Annotated in this window: 22 protein-coding genes; 6 read left to right on the top strand and 16 right to left on the bottom strand. The window is 53.0% G+C overall.

Annotated features, from left to right (window positions below):
- Positions 1-91: 91 nt before the first annotated feature.
- Genes LG52_RS05545 through LG52_RS05530 form a run of 4 tightly spaced genes read right to left on the bottom strand, consistent with a single transcriptional unit; the run spans position 92 to position 3,708 of the window.
- Positions 92-829, bottom strand: a complete 738-nt coding sequence (locus LG52_RS05545) for an IucA/IucC family C-terminal-domain containing protein (RefSeq protein WP_044731198.1) — start codon at positions 827-829, stop codon at positions 92-94.
- Positions 829-1,641 (bottom strand): ABC transporter ATP-binding protein, encoded by an 813-nt coding sequence (locus LG52_RS05540; protein WP_044731197.1) that lies wholly within the window; start codon positions 1,639-1,641, stop codon positions 829-831. The genes LG52_RS05545 and LG52_RS05540 overlap by 1 nt, the downstream gene beginning before the upstream one ends.
- Positions 1,642-1,657: 16 nt before the next feature.
- Positions 1,658-2,710: a FecCD family ABC transporter permease gene (locus LG52_RS05535; RefSeq protein ID WP_044731196.1), complete on the bottom strand. Its 1,053-nt coding sequence runs from the start codon at positions 2,708-2,710 to the stop codon at positions 1,658-1,660.
- Positions 2,707-3,708 (bottom strand): FecCD family ABC transporter permease, encoded by a 1,002-nt coding sequence (locus tag LG52_RS05530; protein WP_044731195.1) that lies wholly within the window; start codon positions 3,706-3,708, stop codon positions 2,707-2,709. Before LG52_RS05530 ends, LG52_RS05535 begins: the two co-directional genes overlap by 4 nt.
- Before the next feature lie 198 nt (positions 3,709-3,906).
- On the opposite strand from LG52_RS05530, the gene LG52_RS05525 reads away from it, so the two are divergent.
- Positions 3,907-4,881 (top strand): ABC transporter substrate-binding protein, encoded by a 975-nt coding sequence (locus tag LG52_RS05525; protein WP_044731194.1) that lies wholly within the window; start codon positions 3,907-3,909, stop codon positions 4,879-4,881.
- A gap of 272 nt (positions 4,882-5,153) precedes the next feature.
- A complete protein-coding gene (locus LG52_RS05520) occupies positions 5,154-5,645 on the top strand; it encodes a PCYCGC motif-containing (lipo)protein (protein ID WP_197074540.1) in 492 nt (163 codons plus the stop codon).
- A gap of 162 nt (positions 5,646-5,807) precedes the next feature.
- On the opposite strand, the gene LG52_RS05515 is transcribed toward LG52_RS05520, so the two are convergent.
- The 5 genes from LG52_RS05515 to LG52_RS05495 all read right to left on the bottom strand — a co-directional run bounded on the left by LG52_RS05515 (position 5,808) and on the right by LG52_RS05495 (position 9,828).
- Positions 5,808-6,536 carry a 3'-5' exonuclease gene (locus LG52_RS05515; protein ID WP_044731193.1) on the bottom strand — a complete coding sequence of 243 codons (729 nt, stop codon included), beginning with the start codon at positions 6,534-6,536 and terminating at the stop codon, positions 5,808-5,810.
- Entirely contained in the window at positions 6,529-7,581 is a 1,053-nt protein-coding gene (locus LG52_RS05510) for a DUF294 nucleotidyltransferase-like domain-containing protein (protein WP_044731192.1), read from the bottom strand. The genes LG52_RS05515 and LG52_RS05510 overlap by 8 nt, the downstream gene beginning before the upstream one ends.
- Before the next feature lie 17 nt (positions 7,582-7,598).
- Positions 7,599-8,900: an ammonium transporter gene (locus LG52_RS05505; protein WP_044731191.1), complete on the bottom strand. Its 1,302-nt coding sequence runs from the start codon at positions 8,898-8,900 to the stop codon at positions 7,599-7,601.
- A 175-nt stretch (positions 8,901-9,075) separates the two neighbouring features.
- Complete coding sequence (locus LG52_RS05500; RefSeq protein ID WP_013145581.1) at positions 9,076-9,483, bottom strand: VWA-like domain-containing protein; 408 nt, start codon at positions 9,481-9,483, stop codon at positions 9,076-9,078.
- 150 nt (positions 9,484-9,633) lie between these two features.
- Positions 9,634-9,828 (bottom strand): YozQ family protein, encoded by a 195-nt coding sequence (locus tag LG52_RS05495; protein WP_044731190.1) that lies wholly within the window; start codon positions 9,826-9,828, stop codon positions 9,634-9,636.
- 148 nt (positions 9,829-9,976) lie between these two features.
- Here LG52_RS05495 and LG52_RS20765 point away from each other — a divergent pair, with 148 nt between their 5' ends.
- Both LG52_RS20765 and LG52_RS05490 read left to right on the top strand, forming a co-directional pair.
- Positions 9,977-10,105 (top strand): hypothetical protein, encoded by a 129-nt coding sequence (locus LG52_RS20765; RefSeq protein ID WP_269430072.1) that lies wholly within the window; start codon positions 9,977-9,979, stop codon positions 10,103-10,105.
- A 15-nt stretch (positions 10,106-10,120) separates the two neighbouring features.
- Positions 10,121-10,633 carry a YndM family protein gene (locus LG52_RS05490; protein ID WP_044731189.1) on the top strand — a complete coding sequence of 171 codons (513 nt, stop codon included), beginning with the start codon at positions 10,121-10,123 and terminating at the stop codon, positions 10,631-10,633.
- A 336-nt stretch (positions 10,634-10,969) separates the two neighbouring features.
- Here the strand turns inward: LG52_RS05490 and LG52_RS05485 are convergent, their stop codons facing one another.
- Both LG52_RS05485 and LG52_RS05480 read right to left on the bottom strand, forming a co-directional pair.
- Positions 10,970-12,166: a toxic anion resistance protein gene (locus tag LG52_RS05485; protein WP_044731188.1), complete on the bottom strand. Its 1,197-nt coding sequence runs from the start codon at positions 12,164-12,166 to the stop codon at positions 10,970-10,972.
- Positions 12,163-12,807 carry a 5-bromo-4-chloroindolyl phosphate hydrolysis family protein gene (locus LG52_RS05480; RefSeq protein WP_044731187.1) on the bottom strand — a complete coding sequence of 215 codons (645 nt, stop codon included), beginning with the start codon at positions 12,805-12,807 and terminating at the stop codon, positions 12,163-12,165. The genes LG52_RS05485 and LG52_RS05480 overlap by 4 nt, the downstream gene beginning before the upstream one ends.
- 159 nt (positions 12,808-12,966) lie before the next feature.
- Here LG52_RS05480 and LG52_RS20760 point away from each other — a divergent pair, with 159 nt between their 5' ends.
- Together LG52_RS20760 and LG52_RS05475 are read left to right on the top strand one after the other, a co-directional pair.
- Entirely contained in the window at positions 12,967-13,095 is a 129-nt protein-coding gene (locus LG52_RS20760) for a hypothetical protein (protein ID WP_269430073.1), read from the top strand.
- A 20-nt stretch (positions 13,096-13,115) separates the two neighbouring features.
- A complete protein-coding gene (locus tag LG52_RS05475; protein ID WP_044731186.1) occupies positions 13,116-13,778 on the top strand; it encodes an SIMPL domain-containing protein in 663 nt (220 codons plus the stop codon).
- Here LG52_RS05475 and LG52_RS05470 read toward each other — a convergent pair.
- The 5 genes from LG52_RS05470 to LG52_RS05455 form a co-directional block, all read right to left on the bottom strand.
- Complete coding sequence (locus tag LG52_RS05470; protein WP_044731185.1) at positions 13,768-14,517, bottom strand: hypothetical protein; 750 nt, start codon at positions 14,515-14,517, stop codon at positions 13,768-13,770. The genes LG52_RS05475 and LG52_RS05470 overlap by 11 nt on opposite strands.
- Positions 14,518-14,653: 136 nt before the next feature.
- On the bottom strand, positions 14,654-15,922 hold the full coding sequence (locus LG52_RS05465) for an MDR family MFS transporter (RefSeq protein WP_044731184.1): 1,269 nt from the start codon (positions 15,920-15,922) through the stop codon (positions 14,654-14,656).
- Between the two features lie 142 nt (positions 15,923-16,064).
- The gene (locus LG52_RS05460) at positions 16,065-16,805 is read right to left on the bottom strand and encodes a CAP domain-containing protein (RefSeq protein WP_044731183.1); all 741 of its coding nucleotides are present in this window, start codon (positions 16,803-16,805) and stop codon (positions 16,065-16,067) included.
- 150 nt (positions 16,806-16,955) lie between these two features.
- The gene (locus LG52_RS20755) at positions 16,956-17,078 is read right to left on the bottom strand and encodes a hypothetical protein (RefSeq protein ID WP_269430074.1); all 123 of its coding nucleotides are present in this window, start codon (positions 17,076-17,078) and stop codon (positions 16,956-16,958) included.
- A 281-nt stretch (positions 17,079-17,359) separates the two neighbouring features.
- Positions 17,360-18,100, bottom strand: a complete 741-nt coding sequence (locus LG52_RS05455) for an SIS domain-containing protein (protein ID WP_044731182.1) — start codon at positions 18,098-18,100, stop codon at positions 17,360-17,362.
- Positions 18,101-18,127 lie beyond the last annotated feature (27 nt).

The raw sequence follows: 18,127 nt of genomic DNA, 5'->3' as shown, positions 1-18,127 counted from the left end.
CACTTCCATTTTCACGAAAATCCCGGCAAAAATCAACAAATTTCGCAACTCTTTTGTCCCAAAATAAAACACCTCACCCTCGGCTCGCCGGTCACCCGGTTTGCCGCTGGCGGGCGCGAATGGGACACGTTTGGCAGCACGTTCCCCCGTTTGTTTGCACGTACAGGCAGCATGTTGTCCGCTGCATGCCGCTTGCGCCTTTAAAAAAGCGGCGAAGCGGATTGTCCTTCTGTCCGAACAGGCGGCCGTCAGCTTCATAAACAAGGAAGCGGAAATCATCGCGCAGCCGGTCGGCGATCGGGGCAAGCGACTCGTCCTCAAGCCATCGGTCATATACCCAATACACATAAATCGCAATGTTTTCCCATAAGATAAGCGGCGACACACGAGTCAGGCGACGCAGCTTGGCGACCAACGGAGCAAACAAGCCAGCAAACACATCGCGCACGACTTGTTCTCGCCAACGACTGCGTTCTCCACGGCACGCCTCCGCTTCCGGCGGCTCAAGGTGAAAACGCGGCATCCACATCTCCCCTTCGCCGTCCGTGTCAAGCCAAATTCGCCCAGGATCGAGCACAAGCCGCTTGTTCCATACTGACATGGCGTATAACGTCATCGGCGCCAAAAAGCTTAATCGTTTGACGAGCATCGACGCCGCGACGGCATCGTTGGCCGCCCCCATTTCAGCGCGCACATGCGCGACATAACTCGCAAGCTGTTCGTCGTCCTCAAGCAACCGGGAAAACAACATCGATGACGAGGCATCGGTCTCCTTGCTTGAAAAACGGTACGTTTCCAACGCTTTCATTTCGTCTTTACGCAGTCTCATCATGATACGCCTTCTTTCTGTAAAATGCGCCGCCCTTTCCCATACGGGATGCAAAGCGGGGTGCCAAAGATCGGATCGTACGTAATTTGGCAATCCATCTGAAACACGTCTTTCACGAGCTGGCGGGAAATGACGTCTTCCGGCTTTCCTTCGGCATACACTGTTTTATCGCGAATGGCGACGAGATGATGCGCATAGCGGCACGCCAAATTCAAGTCGTGAAGCACCATGACGATCGTTCGTTGTTCCTTTTCATTCAGTTCAAACAATAAATCCAAAATGTCGATTTGATGCGCGAGATCCAAATACGTCGTTGGCTCGTCAAGCAAAATGATGTCTGTTTCTTGCGCCAGCGTCATAGCGATCCATGCGCGTTGGCGCTGTCCACCGGAGAGCGAATCGACCGACCGCTCGGCGAGTTCGGCAAGCCCAGTTGCCGCCAAAGCGCGCTCGACCGCCCGCTCATCTTCGGCGCTCCATTGCTTGAACCACGTTTGATACGGGTAGCGCCCTTGCTTCACAAGTTGCAACACGGTCAGTCCTTCCGGAGCCATAGGCGATTGCGGCAAAATGGCGAGCCGGCGGGCGATTTCTTTTGTCGGTTGTTTGGCAATCTCTTTTCCATCAAGCAAAACAGCCCCGCCTGTCGGCTTTAGCAGCCGCGCCAAGGCGCGCAGCAACGTCGACTTGCCGCAGCCGTTCGCGCCGATGAACACCGTGATTTTTCCTTTTGGAATCGTCAAGTCTAAACGGTCAATAATGGTCGTCTCGCCGTATGATAGTGTCAACTCCTTCGCTTGCAATGCGGACACGCGAACCCCCTCCTTTTTATGCTTTCCGATTCTGGTACAACAAATAAATAAAATATGGCGCTCCAATCGCAGCGGTAAACACCCCGGCCGGAATTTCCGTCGGCGCAAGCAGCAGCCGCCCAGCCAAATCCGCCCCCATGACTAACACACCGCCTAACAGCGCAGCGGTCGGAAGAAGAGCGCCAAACGCCGAACCGACGAGGCGGCGCGCCATGTGCGGCGCCATCAGCCCGACAAAGCCGATGCCGCCGGCGAAAGCGACCGCGCCGCCGGTGAGCGCTGTGCTCAGCAAAACAAGTCCTAGCCGTTGCCGTTCGACCGCGCCGCCAAGCCCCATCGCCAGCTCATCGCCCAGCTCCTGCACATTGACATGCCGCGCGGCCAATATCGCCAGAAGGAGCAGTCCGATGACCCATGGCGCCATAAGCGAAACGTGCTTCCAAGAAGCACCATACACACTGCCGGTGATCCACACGTTTGCCTGGCTCGCCCGATAGATGGGTCCTGTGATCATCAACAGTGTCGTCAACGCCTGCATGAGCGCAGAAACGCCGATGCCGACCAACACGAGCCGAAGCGGGGCGAGGCCGTTTTTCCACGCCAGCATATACACGAACCAAGCAGCGGCCGTAGCGCCGAGAAAGGCAGCAAGCGGCAGCCAGTGGATGCTGACGGTCAAAGAGTTGTTTTCATCGCTAAACAACGCCAAAAAGGCGACAACCGACGCCGCCGCTCCGCCGGTGATGCCGAGCACATCCGGCGAAGCGAGCGGATTGCGCACCATTCCTTGCAAAACCGCGCCGGCGACAGCCAGCGCCATCCCCGCCATCCAGGCAACCAACACGCGCGGCAGGCGGAACGTCACAATCACCGTCTGATGAATTTCCTCCCCGTATCCGAGCAGCGCAGCAGCGGCCTCAAGCGGGGACATGCGCATTTCGCCGCTGCCAATGCTGATAAGAAAAAGTAAGACGGCCGCTGCTATGAGCGCGGCGAGCACCGCAACAGCTTTTTTGTCATAGAAAAACGAGATGTGTTTTCCCATTCGAACCGTGATGTATTTTTTCATTTTGCGGCGATCCCCCTGCGAGCAATGTAGATGAAAAATGGAACGCCGAGCAAGGCGGTGACGATGCCGACCGGCACTTCGCGCGGCATCAGAACGTAGCGCGCCCCAATATCGGCCATAAGAAGCAAAATCCCGCCGAGCAAGGCGCAATACGGGAGCAGCCAGCGGTGGTCGACGCCGGCGAGCGCCCGCGCCATATGCGGCACCATCATGCCGATAAAGCCGATCGGACCGGCGACAGCCACCGACCCGCCAGCCAACAATACGACTAAAAGCGCAACGGCGGCCTTGATCACATTCGTCCGCAGCCCGAGCCCTTTCGCTACATCGTCTCCCATCATTAAGATGTTGACATGGCGCGCCAGCAACAAGGTTCCAAGCCAAGCGGCGGCCAAATACGGAAAGACGGCTGCCAACAGCTCGAGCTTCCGGCCGGCGACCGACCCGGCCAGCCAAAAGAGCACTTCTTCAAGCGCTTTTTCATTCATCGCCAGCATTCCTTGCGTCAGCGAGGCAAATAAAGCCGAGACCGCTGTGCCGGCAAGCGTCATCTTCAGCGGCGTCAGCCCGTCCTTCCCCGCGGCGCTGATCACAAACACGATCAACGCCGCCATCGCCGCCCCCATAAAAGCGACCCATGACAACATTTGCAATGAAGAAATGGAAAAAAAGGTGACCATCACAACAATGAAAAAACCGGCCCCGGCATTAATACCGAAAATGCCTGGCGAAGCGAGCGGGTTTCGCGTCAGCGCTTGCATGAGCGCTCCGGCCATCGCCAAGCTGGCGCCAACTGCAGCCGCAATCAACGCTCGCGGCAGCCGAACCGTCGCCACGACTAAATGGGCGTTCGATCCATCATTGTCGATAAGAGCCGCCACCGCCTGCCGCCAACTCGTGTCGGTATATCCGCAAACGATGCTCATCCACACGGCGGCAAGCAGCACAATCAGCAAACCGATGAGGCCAACCATTTTTTGACGGTTTGTCGCCAGCATCTCTGAGATCTCCCTTGCTTCATTCTCTATTCTCTATCGTCAAGTCTATTTGATAATGACTCTCATCGTCAATGTTTTTTCGCATTTTCTTATGATTTTTTTAACATTTTTTCATTTATAGTTGACAATGATTATCAATTTTATTTATTATATCAACGTAAATAAAATTCATTATCAAATTCAAAGGGGGATTGACTAATGAAATCAAGGCATCTTGCCCTTCTTTCCGCCTTCATCCTTTCCCTCCTGCTTCTTGCCGGCTGCGGCGGAAAGCAGGAAGAAAAAACAGCCAAACCAGCGGAAAACAATGGGGCGAAAGCGGAAGCGAGCTACACGGTCGAGCACGCCATGGGCACGGCCGAAATCAAAGGAACGCCAAAACGAGTCGTCATTTTGACGAACGAAGGAACTGAGGCGCTCCTCGCGTTAGGCGTGAAACCAGTCGGCGCTGTCAAATCGTGGACGGGTGATCCGTGGTACGACCATATTAAAGACAAAATGGATGGCGTCAAAGAACTCGGTTTGGAATCAGAGCCGAACGTCGAAGCGATCGCCGCCTTGAAACCAGATTTGATTATCGGCAACAAAATGCGCCATGAAAAAATTTATGAACAGTTGAACCAAATCGCTCCGACCGTGTTCTCAGAAACGCTGCGCGGCAACTGGAAAGACAACTTTATGCTGTATGCGAAAGCCGTGAGACAAGAGGAAAAAGGGAAACAAGTCATTGCTGAATATGACAAACGCATTGAAGACTTAAAAGCGAAACTCGGTGACAAGCTGAAGATGAAAGTATCGATCGTCCGCTTTATGGCCGGCGATGTGCGCATTTACCATAAAGACTCGTTCTCCGGCGTCATTTTGGATCAACTCGGCTTCGCCCGCCCGGAATCGCAAAACGTAAACGATTTCGCGGAAACCGGCGTGACGAAAGAACGCATCCCGGCAATGGACGGAGACATCCTGTTCTACTTTACATATGAGACAGGGGACGGCAAAGCGAGCGAACTTGAAAAAGAATGGATCAACGACCCGCTCTTTCAAAACTTAAATGTCGCGAAACAAGGAAAAGTATACAAAGTGAGCGACACGATTTGGAACACGGCTGGCGGGGTGCTCGCGGCTCATTTGATGTTGGATGATATTGAAAAGTACTTCCTGCAAGGGCAATAATCGCTCCTTAATCGAAAGGGGGTGTCCCAAAAGGATCGGGACACCCTTGCTCATCACCATATATCGCCACGAAACAATGAATCATGCGCAATATGTTGTATTTCGTTTGAGAGGAATGACGCTTTTGGGTCAGCCCCTTTTTCCTTTTCCATCATTCCTGCCCTGTGGCTTGCCTCGACGTTAACTTCATTTTCCCAAGGGCAAAAATAGTTGCTGCTTATCGCTCGATATGGTACATTCAAAATGCAAACCTCGCACGGAAAGGAAGAAAGATGGTGAAACACCCTGCCTTCATCACCGCATGCGTATTATCATTCAGCTTTCTGCTCTCAAGCTGCACCGATGACGGCGTTCAGGAACAAAGCCACTCGCAGATGACGAAAACCGCCACCGGCGATATTCGGGAAACGACAAAATCGGTCGAGCATTTGCCAAGCTTTTTGAGCGCGTTTGAGGAAGAGATGGCTGTCTTGTACCAGCAGGCTGCCGAACATCGCAAGCTGCTTGAGAACATCCCGTGCTACTGCGGCTGCGGACAATCGGCCGGCCACAAAAACAATTACGATTGCTTTGTCTATGAAAATAAACAAGACGGCTCAGTCGTCTGGGATGACCATGCGACCAAATGCGGCGTCTGCCTCGACATCGCCGCTGAATCGATCGCCGCTTACGATCAAGGGAAATCGATCAAAGACATTCGGCATATGATCGATGAAAAATATAAAGAAGGCTATGCCGAACCGACGCCGACAAAGCCGCTCTAATACCAATGAAAAAAGCGCCAAATCCGGCGCTTTTTTCATTGCAGCCAGTCCCCCGTTTGCCCCACCGAGCGCCCACTGCTTTTCGATCAACAGAAACAAGGCTGCTGAAACTGGATTTCGCTCCTCTCAAGGAGAGTTCACAAAGGCTTCGCACAGGCAACATCAACACCGGCTGAGCGCGGCGTACAAGTCATGCAATGTTTCGATGCCGCGCTGGCGGAATTCATCAAGCAAGATCGCCCATAGCTTCGCCATCGCTTCGACGTCGCCATCCGCCGTATGGCGGCGCGGGCAACGGATGCCATAACAAGCTAACGCATCGTCAAACGTCGGGCACGAATGGCCGATCAGCGTCATCATCGGCTGCAAGTCGACAAAACGTCCGCTCCATTTTTGCCGATAATGGCGCCAAAGGGCATGGCGCAAAAACGCCAAATCATGGCCGATATGATAGCCAATTAAGACGCCGGCGGCAATAAACGGCACAAACGTGCGCAGCGCCTCGGCAAGCGGCGGAGCGAGCGCTACATCCTTCGCCTCGATGCCGGTCAAGGCGGAAATATGCTCCGGAATCGGCTTTTCCGGCTTAACGAACGTCATGTACGAATCCGTCACAACTCCCCCGACCGTTTTCGCCGCCGCCATAGCCAAAATTTCATCGCCTTGCTCTGGAGAAAAGCCCGTCGTCTCGAGATCAATGATGACAAACGGAATGTCAGTCAGACGGTCATGCCAATCGATAACCTGCTGTTTGTCTTTTTGCAGCGAACGAAGCCATGTTTCCTGTTGCAGTGAATGGTCGTGGCCAAATAAGGCAGATGACGCCTCGCGCGGAACGCCGAGCGACAACAAGCGGAGCGCCCGCTGCCAAAAACGATGCCGCTCATGCATGAATGTTAGCCACCCGCCGCGCGACAAAGCGCTGCAGCCGTTTCGCGGTGCGCATCGCCTGCTTCAACTGCTTTTGTTCCGCCCGCTCAAGCGTCCGCCATAACACATATTCACGCCCATCCCCCGCCTCGGTGCTGTACTTAAGGCGAATGGAATAGTAAACAGAAAGCGCCTCGCAAACGGCGGCGGAAAGCGGCGCCGTCAATACGCCATTCGCTTCAAGCGCCCGCCGCCGCTCGGCTGTGCCCGCCGTCGGGACGTGCGCAAAACAGGCCAACCATTTCAGAGCGTTAGTGAGTTGCACGTAGCCGCTTTGTTTCATATGAACGGCCCCGCTGTACGGCCCCCATCGCTCCGTTTGCACGTTGCCCAGCCAACCGAGCGGAACCGGAGGAAATTGAACGTGCTCGCCCATGCGCACCAACAGCGGCGGCCGTTCGGCCACCGCCGCAAACAACATTCTCCTGCCCACCTCAGCCAATTCTGCCTCGCCATAAAGCGGCCGCATATCCATTGCAATCAACAAAAAACGAATGTCGTTCGGCCACCCGCTGTCTAAATAGGAAGAAAGTTGTTGCTCCCAACCGCGGACCGACTGCGCCCACCGCTTGTTCGTCGCCATCACGTAACCGGAGCAGTACGGATAGCCGGCCTCATGCAACATGTCCACCCCAACCGCCGCCATATGGCGAATGAATTCATAACAGGCCGCCTCTTCTTCCTCAGGACAGTCGAATAAAATGCCATGGTCTTGATCTGTCCAAATCGTCGGCTCGCGCCGGCCGATGCTTCCCATCACGTACCAGCACCACGCCGGAGGACGAATGCCGACCGATCGTTTCATCGTCTCCCGCTCCGCAAGGAAAAACGCGCGGCGAAGCATGGCTTCATGCACGCAAACTACGTCGTCCGCAAGCTGCTCCATTTGTTCAAGCGCCAAACAGCGCCGCAGTTCGCGCGCCAGTTCGTCATGACAAAAACGAAGATCGGCGGCCGACTCGGCTGCACTTAGCCGTTCGGCCACCTTTGCCGCCAACGATTCCATCTCCTTTGCCCCCTTGGCTATTGCTGGGCGGCTGTCTTCGGCTGATACGCGGGATCGAGCTGCTCCGGATAGCCGTAAGAGCCGTGCTCGCTAATATCAAGACCTGAAATTTCTTGTTCCGCCGTGACACGCAACCCGATCGTTTTCTTCATGGCATATAAGATGATAAACGAAACGGCAGCGACATACACCGCAGCGCCGAGCACCCCGACCGTTTGCACAATCAGCTGGTCAAAGCCGCCGCCGTAGAACAGCCCGGCTTTGCCGATGCCCGTGATCTCAACTAATCGCGGCGAAGCGAAAAACCCGGTTGAAATCGTGCCGATGATGCCGGCAATCCCATGGACGGAAAAAGCGTAAATCGGATCGTCAATCCCTTTGCGTTCGAGATAGATGGACGTCCAGAACGTAAATGACCCGGCCACTGCGCCGATCACAACCGCCGCCCACGGTTCGACGAAAGCGCACGCCGCGGTAATGGCAACCAAAGCCGCGAGTACGCCGTTCACCATCGCCGGAATGTCCGCTTTGCCGACCAAAATTTTCGCCGTCACAATCGCAGCGATCGCCCCTGCCGCGGCGGCCAAATTCGTCGTCAGCGCGACATAGCCAAAAAACCCGTCGCCAACCGCCATCGTGCTGCCAGCGTTAAAACCGAACCAGCCGATCCATAAAATCAATCCGCCAATGACCGTATATACTTGGTTATGCCCAGGAATGACGTTTGGCGTCTTGTCTTTGTTGAACTTGCCGATGCGCGGCCCAAGCAAAATCGTAGCCACAAGCGCCGCAATCGCACCTTGCAAATGAACGACGGTCGAACCGGCGAAATCTTGCATTCCCATTTGCCCGAGCCAGCCGCCGCCCCACACCCAATGGCCGATCACCGGGTAAATGGCGATCGTAAAAATCGTTCCGAAAAGAAAGTAGACAGACAGTTTCGCCCGCTCGGCGAAGCCGCCCCAAGCAATGGCCAACGACACGCCGGCAAAGCCGAGCTGGAATAAAAATTTGAGGGTCAGTGGTACATTCGCCCACGACAATGAGTCAAACGTCCCTTTTCCTTCTTTTAAAAACCATCCTTCTGTCCCGATGAAGCTGTTTCCTGCCCCAAACGTAATGGCAAAGCCGAACGCCCAAAACGCCAATGAGGCGATGGAAAAGCTTAAAATTTGTTTCCCCGCCACATGCCCGGAGTTTTTCATGCGCGTTGATCCGGCCTCAAGCAAAGCAAATCCTGCTTGCATGCCGATGACAAGCACCGCGCTGAGCATCATCCAGAGAGCATCGAGCCCAAGCGTCAACGTTTTTTCATCCATTTACGTCTCTCCCTCTTTGTCATTTATTATCTCTTTTATATGTCATAATATATAACATAAAATCACCGAGAGCAACGTCTATTTTCTATTGTAAACGGTTACTAAAGAAAAACATTTGTTAAATTTCCTTACAAAAGGAGAATGCCCCTCATCACGAAGGGCATTCCTCACGGTGTTACGCAACGCGAATCGGCTTGCCAAACGGCACGCGCGGCATATAATCGTCCGGCACAAGCCAAAACACTTCATAGTCGACTTGCAGCTCTTCGTAAAAATAGCCGGTTACATCGGTGATGTAAAACAACGTATCGATTTTTTGCGCAGCAGCCCATTCCAGCACTTCGGTGTACGACGATTTCCCATGCTTGAAATATTGAATCGTCGCCACGCCAACCGGAGATACATCGCGAATTTTAAAATCCGCTTGGACGAGCAGCGTGTCCGGGCGCAGTTTTTCAAACAGCTTCACGATGTTTTGAATGAGCATTGGCCGCTCCGGACGGTTTGATGTGTCGATCGCCAGCGCGATTGAATGATCTTTCCGCTCTTTGAGCAACGCCAATAAAGCCCGCTGCCATCTCACGATGATCATCCCCCTTGTATCGGTGAATCGCCGTGCGCACTACTAGTATAGACGACGATGGCGGAAAGTACGAACTGTTTTTCTTTCCTTTTTCCCCTCCCGTTTCACAAACATAAACCAAAACGCCAAGGAACAGCTCCTTGACGTTTCTTACTCCGACGGAGAAAGGGGAATGCCTGAGCCATTTTCATGATCGACTGCTGCCTCGATCGTTCCTTCTGCGTATACATCGCTCACTTGTTCGTGCGTCTCGGAGAGCGCCGCACCGAGAAACGAATCCGACTCGTAATCCGACGGATCGTATTGCCGGCCGGTGATCTCAAGCGGCTGTTTCTTTTCTGTCATCCATCATTCCTCCTTGTGTATGCCGTTTGATGATTAGTGTGGAACAAGAGCGAAAAATCAAAAGAGGAAGTTTATGGGTGACGCATGCATACATAGGGGCAAACGCGGCAAACTAACGATAAACAATGGAAAGAGAGGATGATGGCTAATGAGACAGCCAAAGCAAAACGACAGCGTGGAACAGCAACGAAAAAAACAACAACCGGACAAAGATATGGAAAAACAGACAGGATACGGCGATAAAAAATTGGAAGGCCCAAACTATCCAGCAGAATAAAGGCGGCGATGCCCAATGAGACATTTGCTTGCGTTAGTACTGAAATATTTGCTGACTGCCACGGTGATGTTTGCCATTTTACCGCTGTTTTTGCGCATTTCATCGGCAGAGATTTTATGGTTCAGCCTTTGGCTGACGCTTGTCGCCTATGCGCTCGGCGACTTGTACGTTCTGCGGCGCCTTGGCAACGTCTCAGCGACGATCGCCGATTTTGGGCTTGTGTTTGTAGCGGTATGGATCGGCATCGGCGCGTTTTATGACATCGCCGGCGCCGCCATGTTAAACGCAGCGTTTTTCTCCGCCCTGCTTGCGGCGTTGGGGGAATCGCTGCTTCACGCTTATGTGTTGCGATTTGTCATCGTCCAGCACGGCGAGGAAGGCGTCCCGCTCATCGGCCGCCAATGGCAAACGGAGGCGGCGGAAGAGTTTGCCGTCCGCGCCGCCCGTCCGGATGACAAAGATCGTGAACGAGCGGAACAGGAGGATGAACAGCATCATCAAGAGCCTCCCCATCCCCCCATCCTATGAAGGAGGAACAAATGTTGACAGCTGCAGTCCGAGACGCCAGCCGCTCCCCCTTCCTTCCAAACAGGGCTTCAACGTGAATGACTCCACCTTTGTTTGGAACATTCAATGGCTGCATCTCCACTTCGTTTTGGGTTGCGCCCTGTACAAAATGGAAGTGGGGGAGCTTCATGGGAAATCATAAAACAGAGGGCGAATGAAAAAAACGGGTGCTTCTCGTTCGCTAGACACCCGTTTCGCATGAGGATCTTTGGTTTTTCAGCGCTTTCTTCTACAGCCATGGGCGGATCCATCGGACGCTTGGCCGCAAGCCGAAACAGGACGATCTCCTATCCGCCCTTATTGCTCCGGTCGTTTCAGCGCGAGCAGCGTCTGTTTCAGTTCCGCTTCCATCGCCGCCAGCTCGCGTTCGGCCTGCTGCCGTTTTAATCGGCCTTCCGCTTGGATTTTCAACGTTTCTTCAAGCGTAGCGATCAAATTTTCTTGCGTTCGCTTCAACGTTTCAATATCGATCAAACCGCGCTCGTTCTCCTTGGCGATTTCAATGCTGTTTGTTTTTAACATTTCCGAATTGCGCAATAACAGCTCATTCGTCGTCTCGGCGACCTGCTTTTGCGCCGCAGCCGCCTTTTGTTGGCGAAACAGCGTCAAAGCGATCACGACTTGGTTTTTCCAAAGCGGAATCGCATGCAAAATCGACGATTGAATCCGCTCGACAAGCGTTTCGTTCATATGCTGAATCATGCGGATTTGCGGCGCCGTTTGAATCGTCACTTGCCGGCTGAGCTTTAGGTCATGCACCCGCTTCTCAAGCCGCTCGGCAAACTGCCGCAAATCTTGCACTTCCTGCCAAGCCATTTGGTCGCCGGAGCGCTCCGCTTCCGCTTGCTTTTCTGGAATCGTCTTCGTCCGCAGCTCTTCGAGTTTGTATTCGGCTGCCGCAATATAAATATTGAGCGCTTCAAAATAGTTTTTGTTTTTTTCATAAAGCGTCTCGAGCATCATAATGTCGCGAAGCAGCAAATGCCGGTGCTTCTCCAATCGGTCGGCGATTTTATCAATTTCAACGCCGATTTTTTGGTATTTCGCCGCCATCTCCTGCAGCGGCTTGGCTACCGCGCCGAACAGGCGGGACAGCCACCCTTTTTTCGCCGGCATCAAGTCATCGGGATTGACTTCTTTGATTTTGGTCATCAGTTCACTGATCACTTCGCCGACCGGACCGGCGTCTTTCGTTTGCACATGATGCAAAATCGCATGGGAAAACTTCGACAGCTCGGTTTGCGCCGCCACACCGTATTGCAAGACGGCCTGATGGTTGGCCGGGTCGATTTGTTTGGCAAGCGCAAGCGCTTTTTCCCGATGCTCGGGCTTCAACGCATCAAGTGCGCGCGCCGGCGTTTCGTCCTCCTTTCGCCGCGGTTCGGCCGGCGACGAAAACGGTTGGGCGAGCAGCTCATCGAGCGTGCTTGTCCGTTCCAGCTCTTGCAGCCAATCCGCCGAGTCTTTCTCGTAATTCCGTCCGTCCATCGTCATTCTCCTTTCTTTGACAGCGGAAGGCGAAGCCCGTCCGCTTGTTGAAGCGACTGTCTCAGCAGTTTCGCTTCCGTTTGCAGCGACCAGACGTCATTCGATAACACTTCGAGCAGCTGCCGTTCAGCCGCTGAAGTCAGTTCGCCAAGCACCTTTTCCGTCTCTCGCAGCGCTTTTGCCATGTCAGCGCTTTGCACCGGCTGTTGCGACAAATAAGCGTATTTTTCCACCATCTCGACCGCCGTCGGCCATTCATTTAAAAGAAACGGCTGAGCCAATCGGAGTCGATGCGGCCGTTGTTCAACGGCGCGAATCAGCCGGTCAACCACGGAGCTCAATCGGGAAACAACCTGCCACATCGCCATGGAACGAAGCTGAAAACGAGCGCGGCGAAGCCGCTTCCATAACGCGCGCGCTTCACGGAGCTGGCTTTGGACGTACTCCCACTCCTCAGCCGACACATCAGCCGGCAGACGATGATGCCGCCTTTTCATGATGGCGGACACCCCCCACATCGCCCCCATTCCGGATAAAATTGAAGGCCAAAAGCGAAAATCAGCGGCGATGAATACGACGACCGCGACGATGACCCCTGCGTTCCATGAGACAAACCAACGCCATATTGTACGAAGCAACTGCTTCATTGTCCCTTCTCCTTCTTTATCTTTTCTTTCATTATAGCATGTCCACTCCATCATACGTACAAACACCTAAGGAAGTTTCATCGTTAAACGGACGATGAGCATAGGACAATGGCCGTTTCGAATAGGCTATAGTGAAGTCATCGCAAAGGAGAAATAGAGATGAATTCGATCGATTGGCAATTAGTTTCCTTTGTCGCCGTGTCGTTATTGCAAGACTATTGGTGCTATGTCAGGCTGCCGTGCGTCTATTATTGGCGAGCGGCGGACGATGATCAAAAAGCCGCCTAATGGCGGAAGGAGGGAATGAAATGCAGTCATGGCACCACCCTGCTCCCCCTGCCGCTTCTCGTCCTGCGCTGGTCATCACCGGCCAAGGAACAGTCACCGCCAAACCAGATACCGTCCTCATCGCAATCGGCGTGCGCACAGAACATCACAACGTTCAAGAAGCTCTAGTTGACAATGCAAAACGCACCAATGCCGTCATCGAAGCATTGAAGACGCTTGGCATTCCCATAGAGGACATGGACACGGCATCGTTTTCCATCCGGCCAACATACGAACACCATGACGGAACGACCGCTTTATCCGGCTATGAAGTCGAACATTGGCTGGATATCACCGTCCGCGATACAAAAAAAGCCGGCGCCATTTACGAAACGGCCGTTGCCCACGGAGCGAACCTCGCCCGCGGTTTGGAATTCCGCTTGGCAAACGAACAAGTCTATTATCAACAAGCGTTGACATTGGCGGTGAAAAACGCCAAAGAAAAAGCGCTGGCCATCGCCCGCGCTCTCGGCTTGCCGCTTTACGACACACCGTTGGAACTAAAAGAACAGCCGCCCGCCCGATCGACGCCGTATCATCCGGCCGTTCTCAGCATTTCCTCATCAGCGCCGCCTGTGCAGACGCAGGATGTGATCATCACCGCCTTCGTTGAGGCGACATTTGTCTATTCGTTCATTTCGTGACATCCACCTCATGGACGCGGGCGCCGCCAAACAGCTCGACGCGGGTGGTTTTCTTTTTCCCATTCGAATGGACGATGGTCACAGCGTACGCGCCCGGCAAATACGGGCCGATTTTTTTGACAAATGGATCTTTCGTCGCTTCTCCTTCCGTTTTTACCCCGTTAACAACAAACGACGCCTCCGGATCATCAAGACGCACATGGAGAAAATAGAGAGTCGGCTCAAACACGTACCGGTTCTCAAACACGTGAATCGTAAACACCGGCGGATGAGATGTCAATCCTTTAATATATACGTGGCCGTTCTTGCGCTGGCGGGCAAACTCCCGATCCAGCTGTTCGTACGCTTCTGGGTGCCGTTCCACATACGCGAACAACGGCGCCAACGTTTTCTCGTTGATCGGCACGGTTTCCTCCGTCACCCGCAGCATCTTCTGCAAAGCGGCCACATCGCGGTCTTCGATCGCATCTTTTAAACGCATAATGGCCATTTCTCGGCTCGCGGCCGTCTTCAACGCCCCATACCCGCTCCAAAGAAGCGTGCTCGCCCCCCACAGAACGACGATGGCGACAAGCAGCCAGCCGATGAGACGGTATTGCTTTTTTCTCCTCTTTTCCCTAGACAAAACGCGCGCCTGATGCCTCTTTTCACTGCGCGCCAACGCCGCGGCGCCGTTCTGACCGCCGCGGCTTCCCATTTCCCCCTCAATTGCATCCGGTTCGAACACGCGCGGTTTCATGAGCGCTTCCCCTCTCCTTCTCGCTGTCTAGTTCCACTTTATGTCAGAGACAGGGAATATATGTTACACGAACAACGGTGCGCTTTTTATTATACCCGCCTGAGCGAAAAACGGATAGCCGTTTGCACTGCTCCCGTTACCGTGAAAACGAAACGTTCGATCGCTCTATTCGCCGCCCGACTTGCCGGAACATCCATGCATACAATGCCGCACTGGCCAGCGCCAACATCCCAAGGCTAACAAATGTCCATGCATAGCCGACCCATGCCGCCGCCGCAAGCGACAGCGGCGCCAACATCCGCCCAATCGTAAAGCGGAGGCTGGCGGCGGCAAAATACTGGCCGCGCATCTCCTCCGGAGCCAGTTTCGTCACAAACGACTGCTGCAAACCGGCCGTCATCAGCTCAGCCAACGTGAACAGCGCCATAACCGCCATCAATCCAAGCAGCGAGGACGTTTGGCTAAACAGCCACATCGAAATGCCGTATAAGACGGATGAACCAACAAACGCCTGCTTCTCCGAATAGCGGGACATCCAACGCGTCACAACCACCGTGCATAGCGCGACCAACAGACCGTTTTCGGCAATCAGCCAGCCAAAGGCACTCGTGCCGTCAACCGTCCATCCCCCCAACGTTTCGGCTCCGACTGTTTCTTTTGTATACAATGGAATTAACAAATCCAGTTGCATAAACGTTTGCGCCACCAACATCCCAGCAACAAGAAACAAGAAAAAGACACGATCACGGACAATGACCATATATTGCTCGAGCTGTGTGCGCAAAAAAGACCGCCACGTCGTCCCGCTATCCCCCCTGCCCACCTCAGCGAGCGGCGCGGTTTCGCGTAATTGTTTGGCCAGCAACATTGCCATCACAAAACACGAACATGCGGCCAAAAGCAATAAGGCAAACCGATGCTCAGCATAAAGAAGGCCGCCAACAATCGGTCCGATGACAACCGAAATATTGATGGATGTGTAAAACACGGCAAAAACATGATTCCGATCTCGTTCCGGCACGACATCCGCCACCATCGCCTGGCTCGCCGGCCAATAAAACGCCCCGCAAATGCCCGCGAACGTAAAGCAAAGAAAGCCGACAAACGGCGACGACCACCATGGGGAGCTGGCCAAAGCGAAAACGAAAAACGCCGCCCCCTGACCGTAGGCGGACAATACCATCATCCGCTTGCGTCCGAACATATCGGCGCAATAGCCGCCCATCAAGTTGGCAATGACAGAAAACAATTGTGAAGCGATCATCAGCAGCCCCGCTGTCTCTGTGCCAAAGGCATCGGCAAAATAAATCGACATAAAGGGAAAAAACATCCAGAAGGTCGTATTCATGAGCGCCTCGCCAAACAGGCGCACTTTTAGGTTGCGGTCCCAATCACGTATTCGCATCCGCTGTCCTCCTAATCTTTCGCCTTTCGAATTTCTTTGGAAATTATATCATATTTTTATAGAGGATCGGAGAAATACTTTTCAAATAAAAAAACCTGCCCATCTTGCTGATGGACAGGACGACTTACGTCTATTTTGCCTCTTACTTGCGAATAAATTGCTGCGTCCAAATATATCCATTTTCTTCAAAACCAACGCCGATGTGCGTAAAGTTTTTGTTCAAAATATTCGCGCGGTGGCCTTCGCTGTTCATCCACGCATTGACGACTTCTTGCGGTGTGCGTTGGCCTTTGGCGATATTTTCCCCAGCCGCTGTGTACGAAATGCCGAATTTTTTCATCATCTCAAATGGAGAACCATATGTCGGGCTGTTGTGCGAGAAGTAGTTGTTTACCGCCATGTCGCGCGATTTTTCACGGGCGACTTTGCTGAGGGCCAAGTCAACTTGAAGCGGCGGCAAGCCGTATTTCGCCCGTTCTTTGTTCGTCAGCTCAACGACTTGTTGCTCATAGGCGTTTAAGCCAGTTGCTTTTTGCGACGCTGCTGTTGGTGCCGTCGCTGGCGTTTTCGCCGGTGCTTGCGCATTGGCGGTTGGTTTTGATGCTGGCTGTTTTACCGTTGCCGGGGCTTGCGGTTTCGCTGCCGCCGGTTGTTTTGCCGCTGGTTGCTGCACTGCCGGTTTTGCCGATTGGAACGAAACAAACGGGAAATATTGTTTCAACCATTTCTCGAAATCTTGAATGTTTGTGCTTACATATTTTACTTGATACGCGTTCGCTGTCGGGCACGTCGTCCCTGCTGCTTCCGTTTTCGTTGTCGCGGCAAATGAAACGCCGACGAGCGCGACCGAAGCGGCGATCGTTGCTAACGTTTTTTTCTTCATCGGAATTCCTCCTTGCATCCTCTATTTGAAAGTTTCAGAGATATTGCGTCCGTCAGTCATGCCTACACGATGAGATTCGAAGAGGAACGGTTTCGTTGTTCCCTCGCCTTCGCCCTCATTATAGCACGGGTTTTTTGTAATATTTTTGGATCAAAATGGAAAAAGAACAAGATGGGAACATTTAGAAAAAGATGCGCCTGTTTTCATTCCCAGTTGGCCGCCCATCGCGGCAGTTGCAATGATTGGAATCATCATCCTTTCACGAACGGTCATTCCTTTTTCTCCTCTATTATTCTAGCCCCCCATATTTTTCTAGAAAAAAGGGAGTTGACAGCCTCTTTTTTGGCCGCTTCATTTAACAATTGTTACAGCTGTGTTACAAAACAGATGGTAATGTTCATCCTGTTGTTACAAACAGAAAAGCCGGGGCGGCAAGCCCCGGCTTCGGTCATGATTGCTCCTAATCGACAACGAACAACGTTTGCACCTCAGCTTCACCTGCACAGTAAATGCTGCTCGTCCGTTGCCAATGACGCAAGCGCGTTACTTCGTAGTTATCCACTAATCAACAGCGGAATTCGCTCTTTATACTTCTCAATCCATCGGCGGTTATGCTCATCCGCCTCTTCGATATTGCCACTTAACAAGACGGGCGGCTCAAATCCATTTTCCGCCATAAGCGCAACGGCCTCGGCAAAAACCGCGTTTAAAATCGCACTGCCGATCACTGTCGAAGTAGGAGCAAATGGAACGGGGACATTTGGATGGGCCAAAATTGCATCCCCTTTCACAGAATGGTTGTCAATCACTAAGTTCACCACTTCGTACAATAACCGGCCGCTCTTATGCCGCGACGGTTGACTCTTCGAATATTCTAAAGATGTGATCGCGATCGTGTAAGCCCCCTTCTCCTTAGCTGCCAACGCGACATCAATCGGCACAGGGTTGCGCCCTGATGTAGACAAAACAAAGAAAACATCCTCTGGACGAACATCTTCATGCTTCATAAACTGTTGCGCAAAATCATTCATCCGTTCTAGCATCGATGACCGCGCCGCCCCTTCATGAAGCATGAGCGGCTCGACAAAGATCGGTTTCACCGGGACAAGCCCACCCGCGCGGTAAAACACTTCCTCTGCTAAAATATGAGAATGGCCGCACCCGAACAACTGAACAATTCCGCCGTTTTGAATCGCTTCGCTTACTGCATGGGCGGCCTTTTTTAGATTGTTCTTTTCATGGCTTAAAACGAGTTCCAAACGTTCGTTGATTTTTTGGAAATATTGATCGATCATCGTTCTTTCGCCCCTTAAGCGCTTAAT

The organism is Geobacillus kaustophilus (assembly GCF_000948285.1).
In the GTDB taxonomy this organism is placed as follows: domain Bacteria; phylum Bacillota; class Bacilli; order Bacillales; family Anoxybacillaceae; genus Geobacillus; species Geobacillus thermoleovorans_A.
The sequence above is the reverse complement of the archived record's forward strand: the minus strand, read 5'-3'. Positions and strand labels throughout refer to the sequence as shown.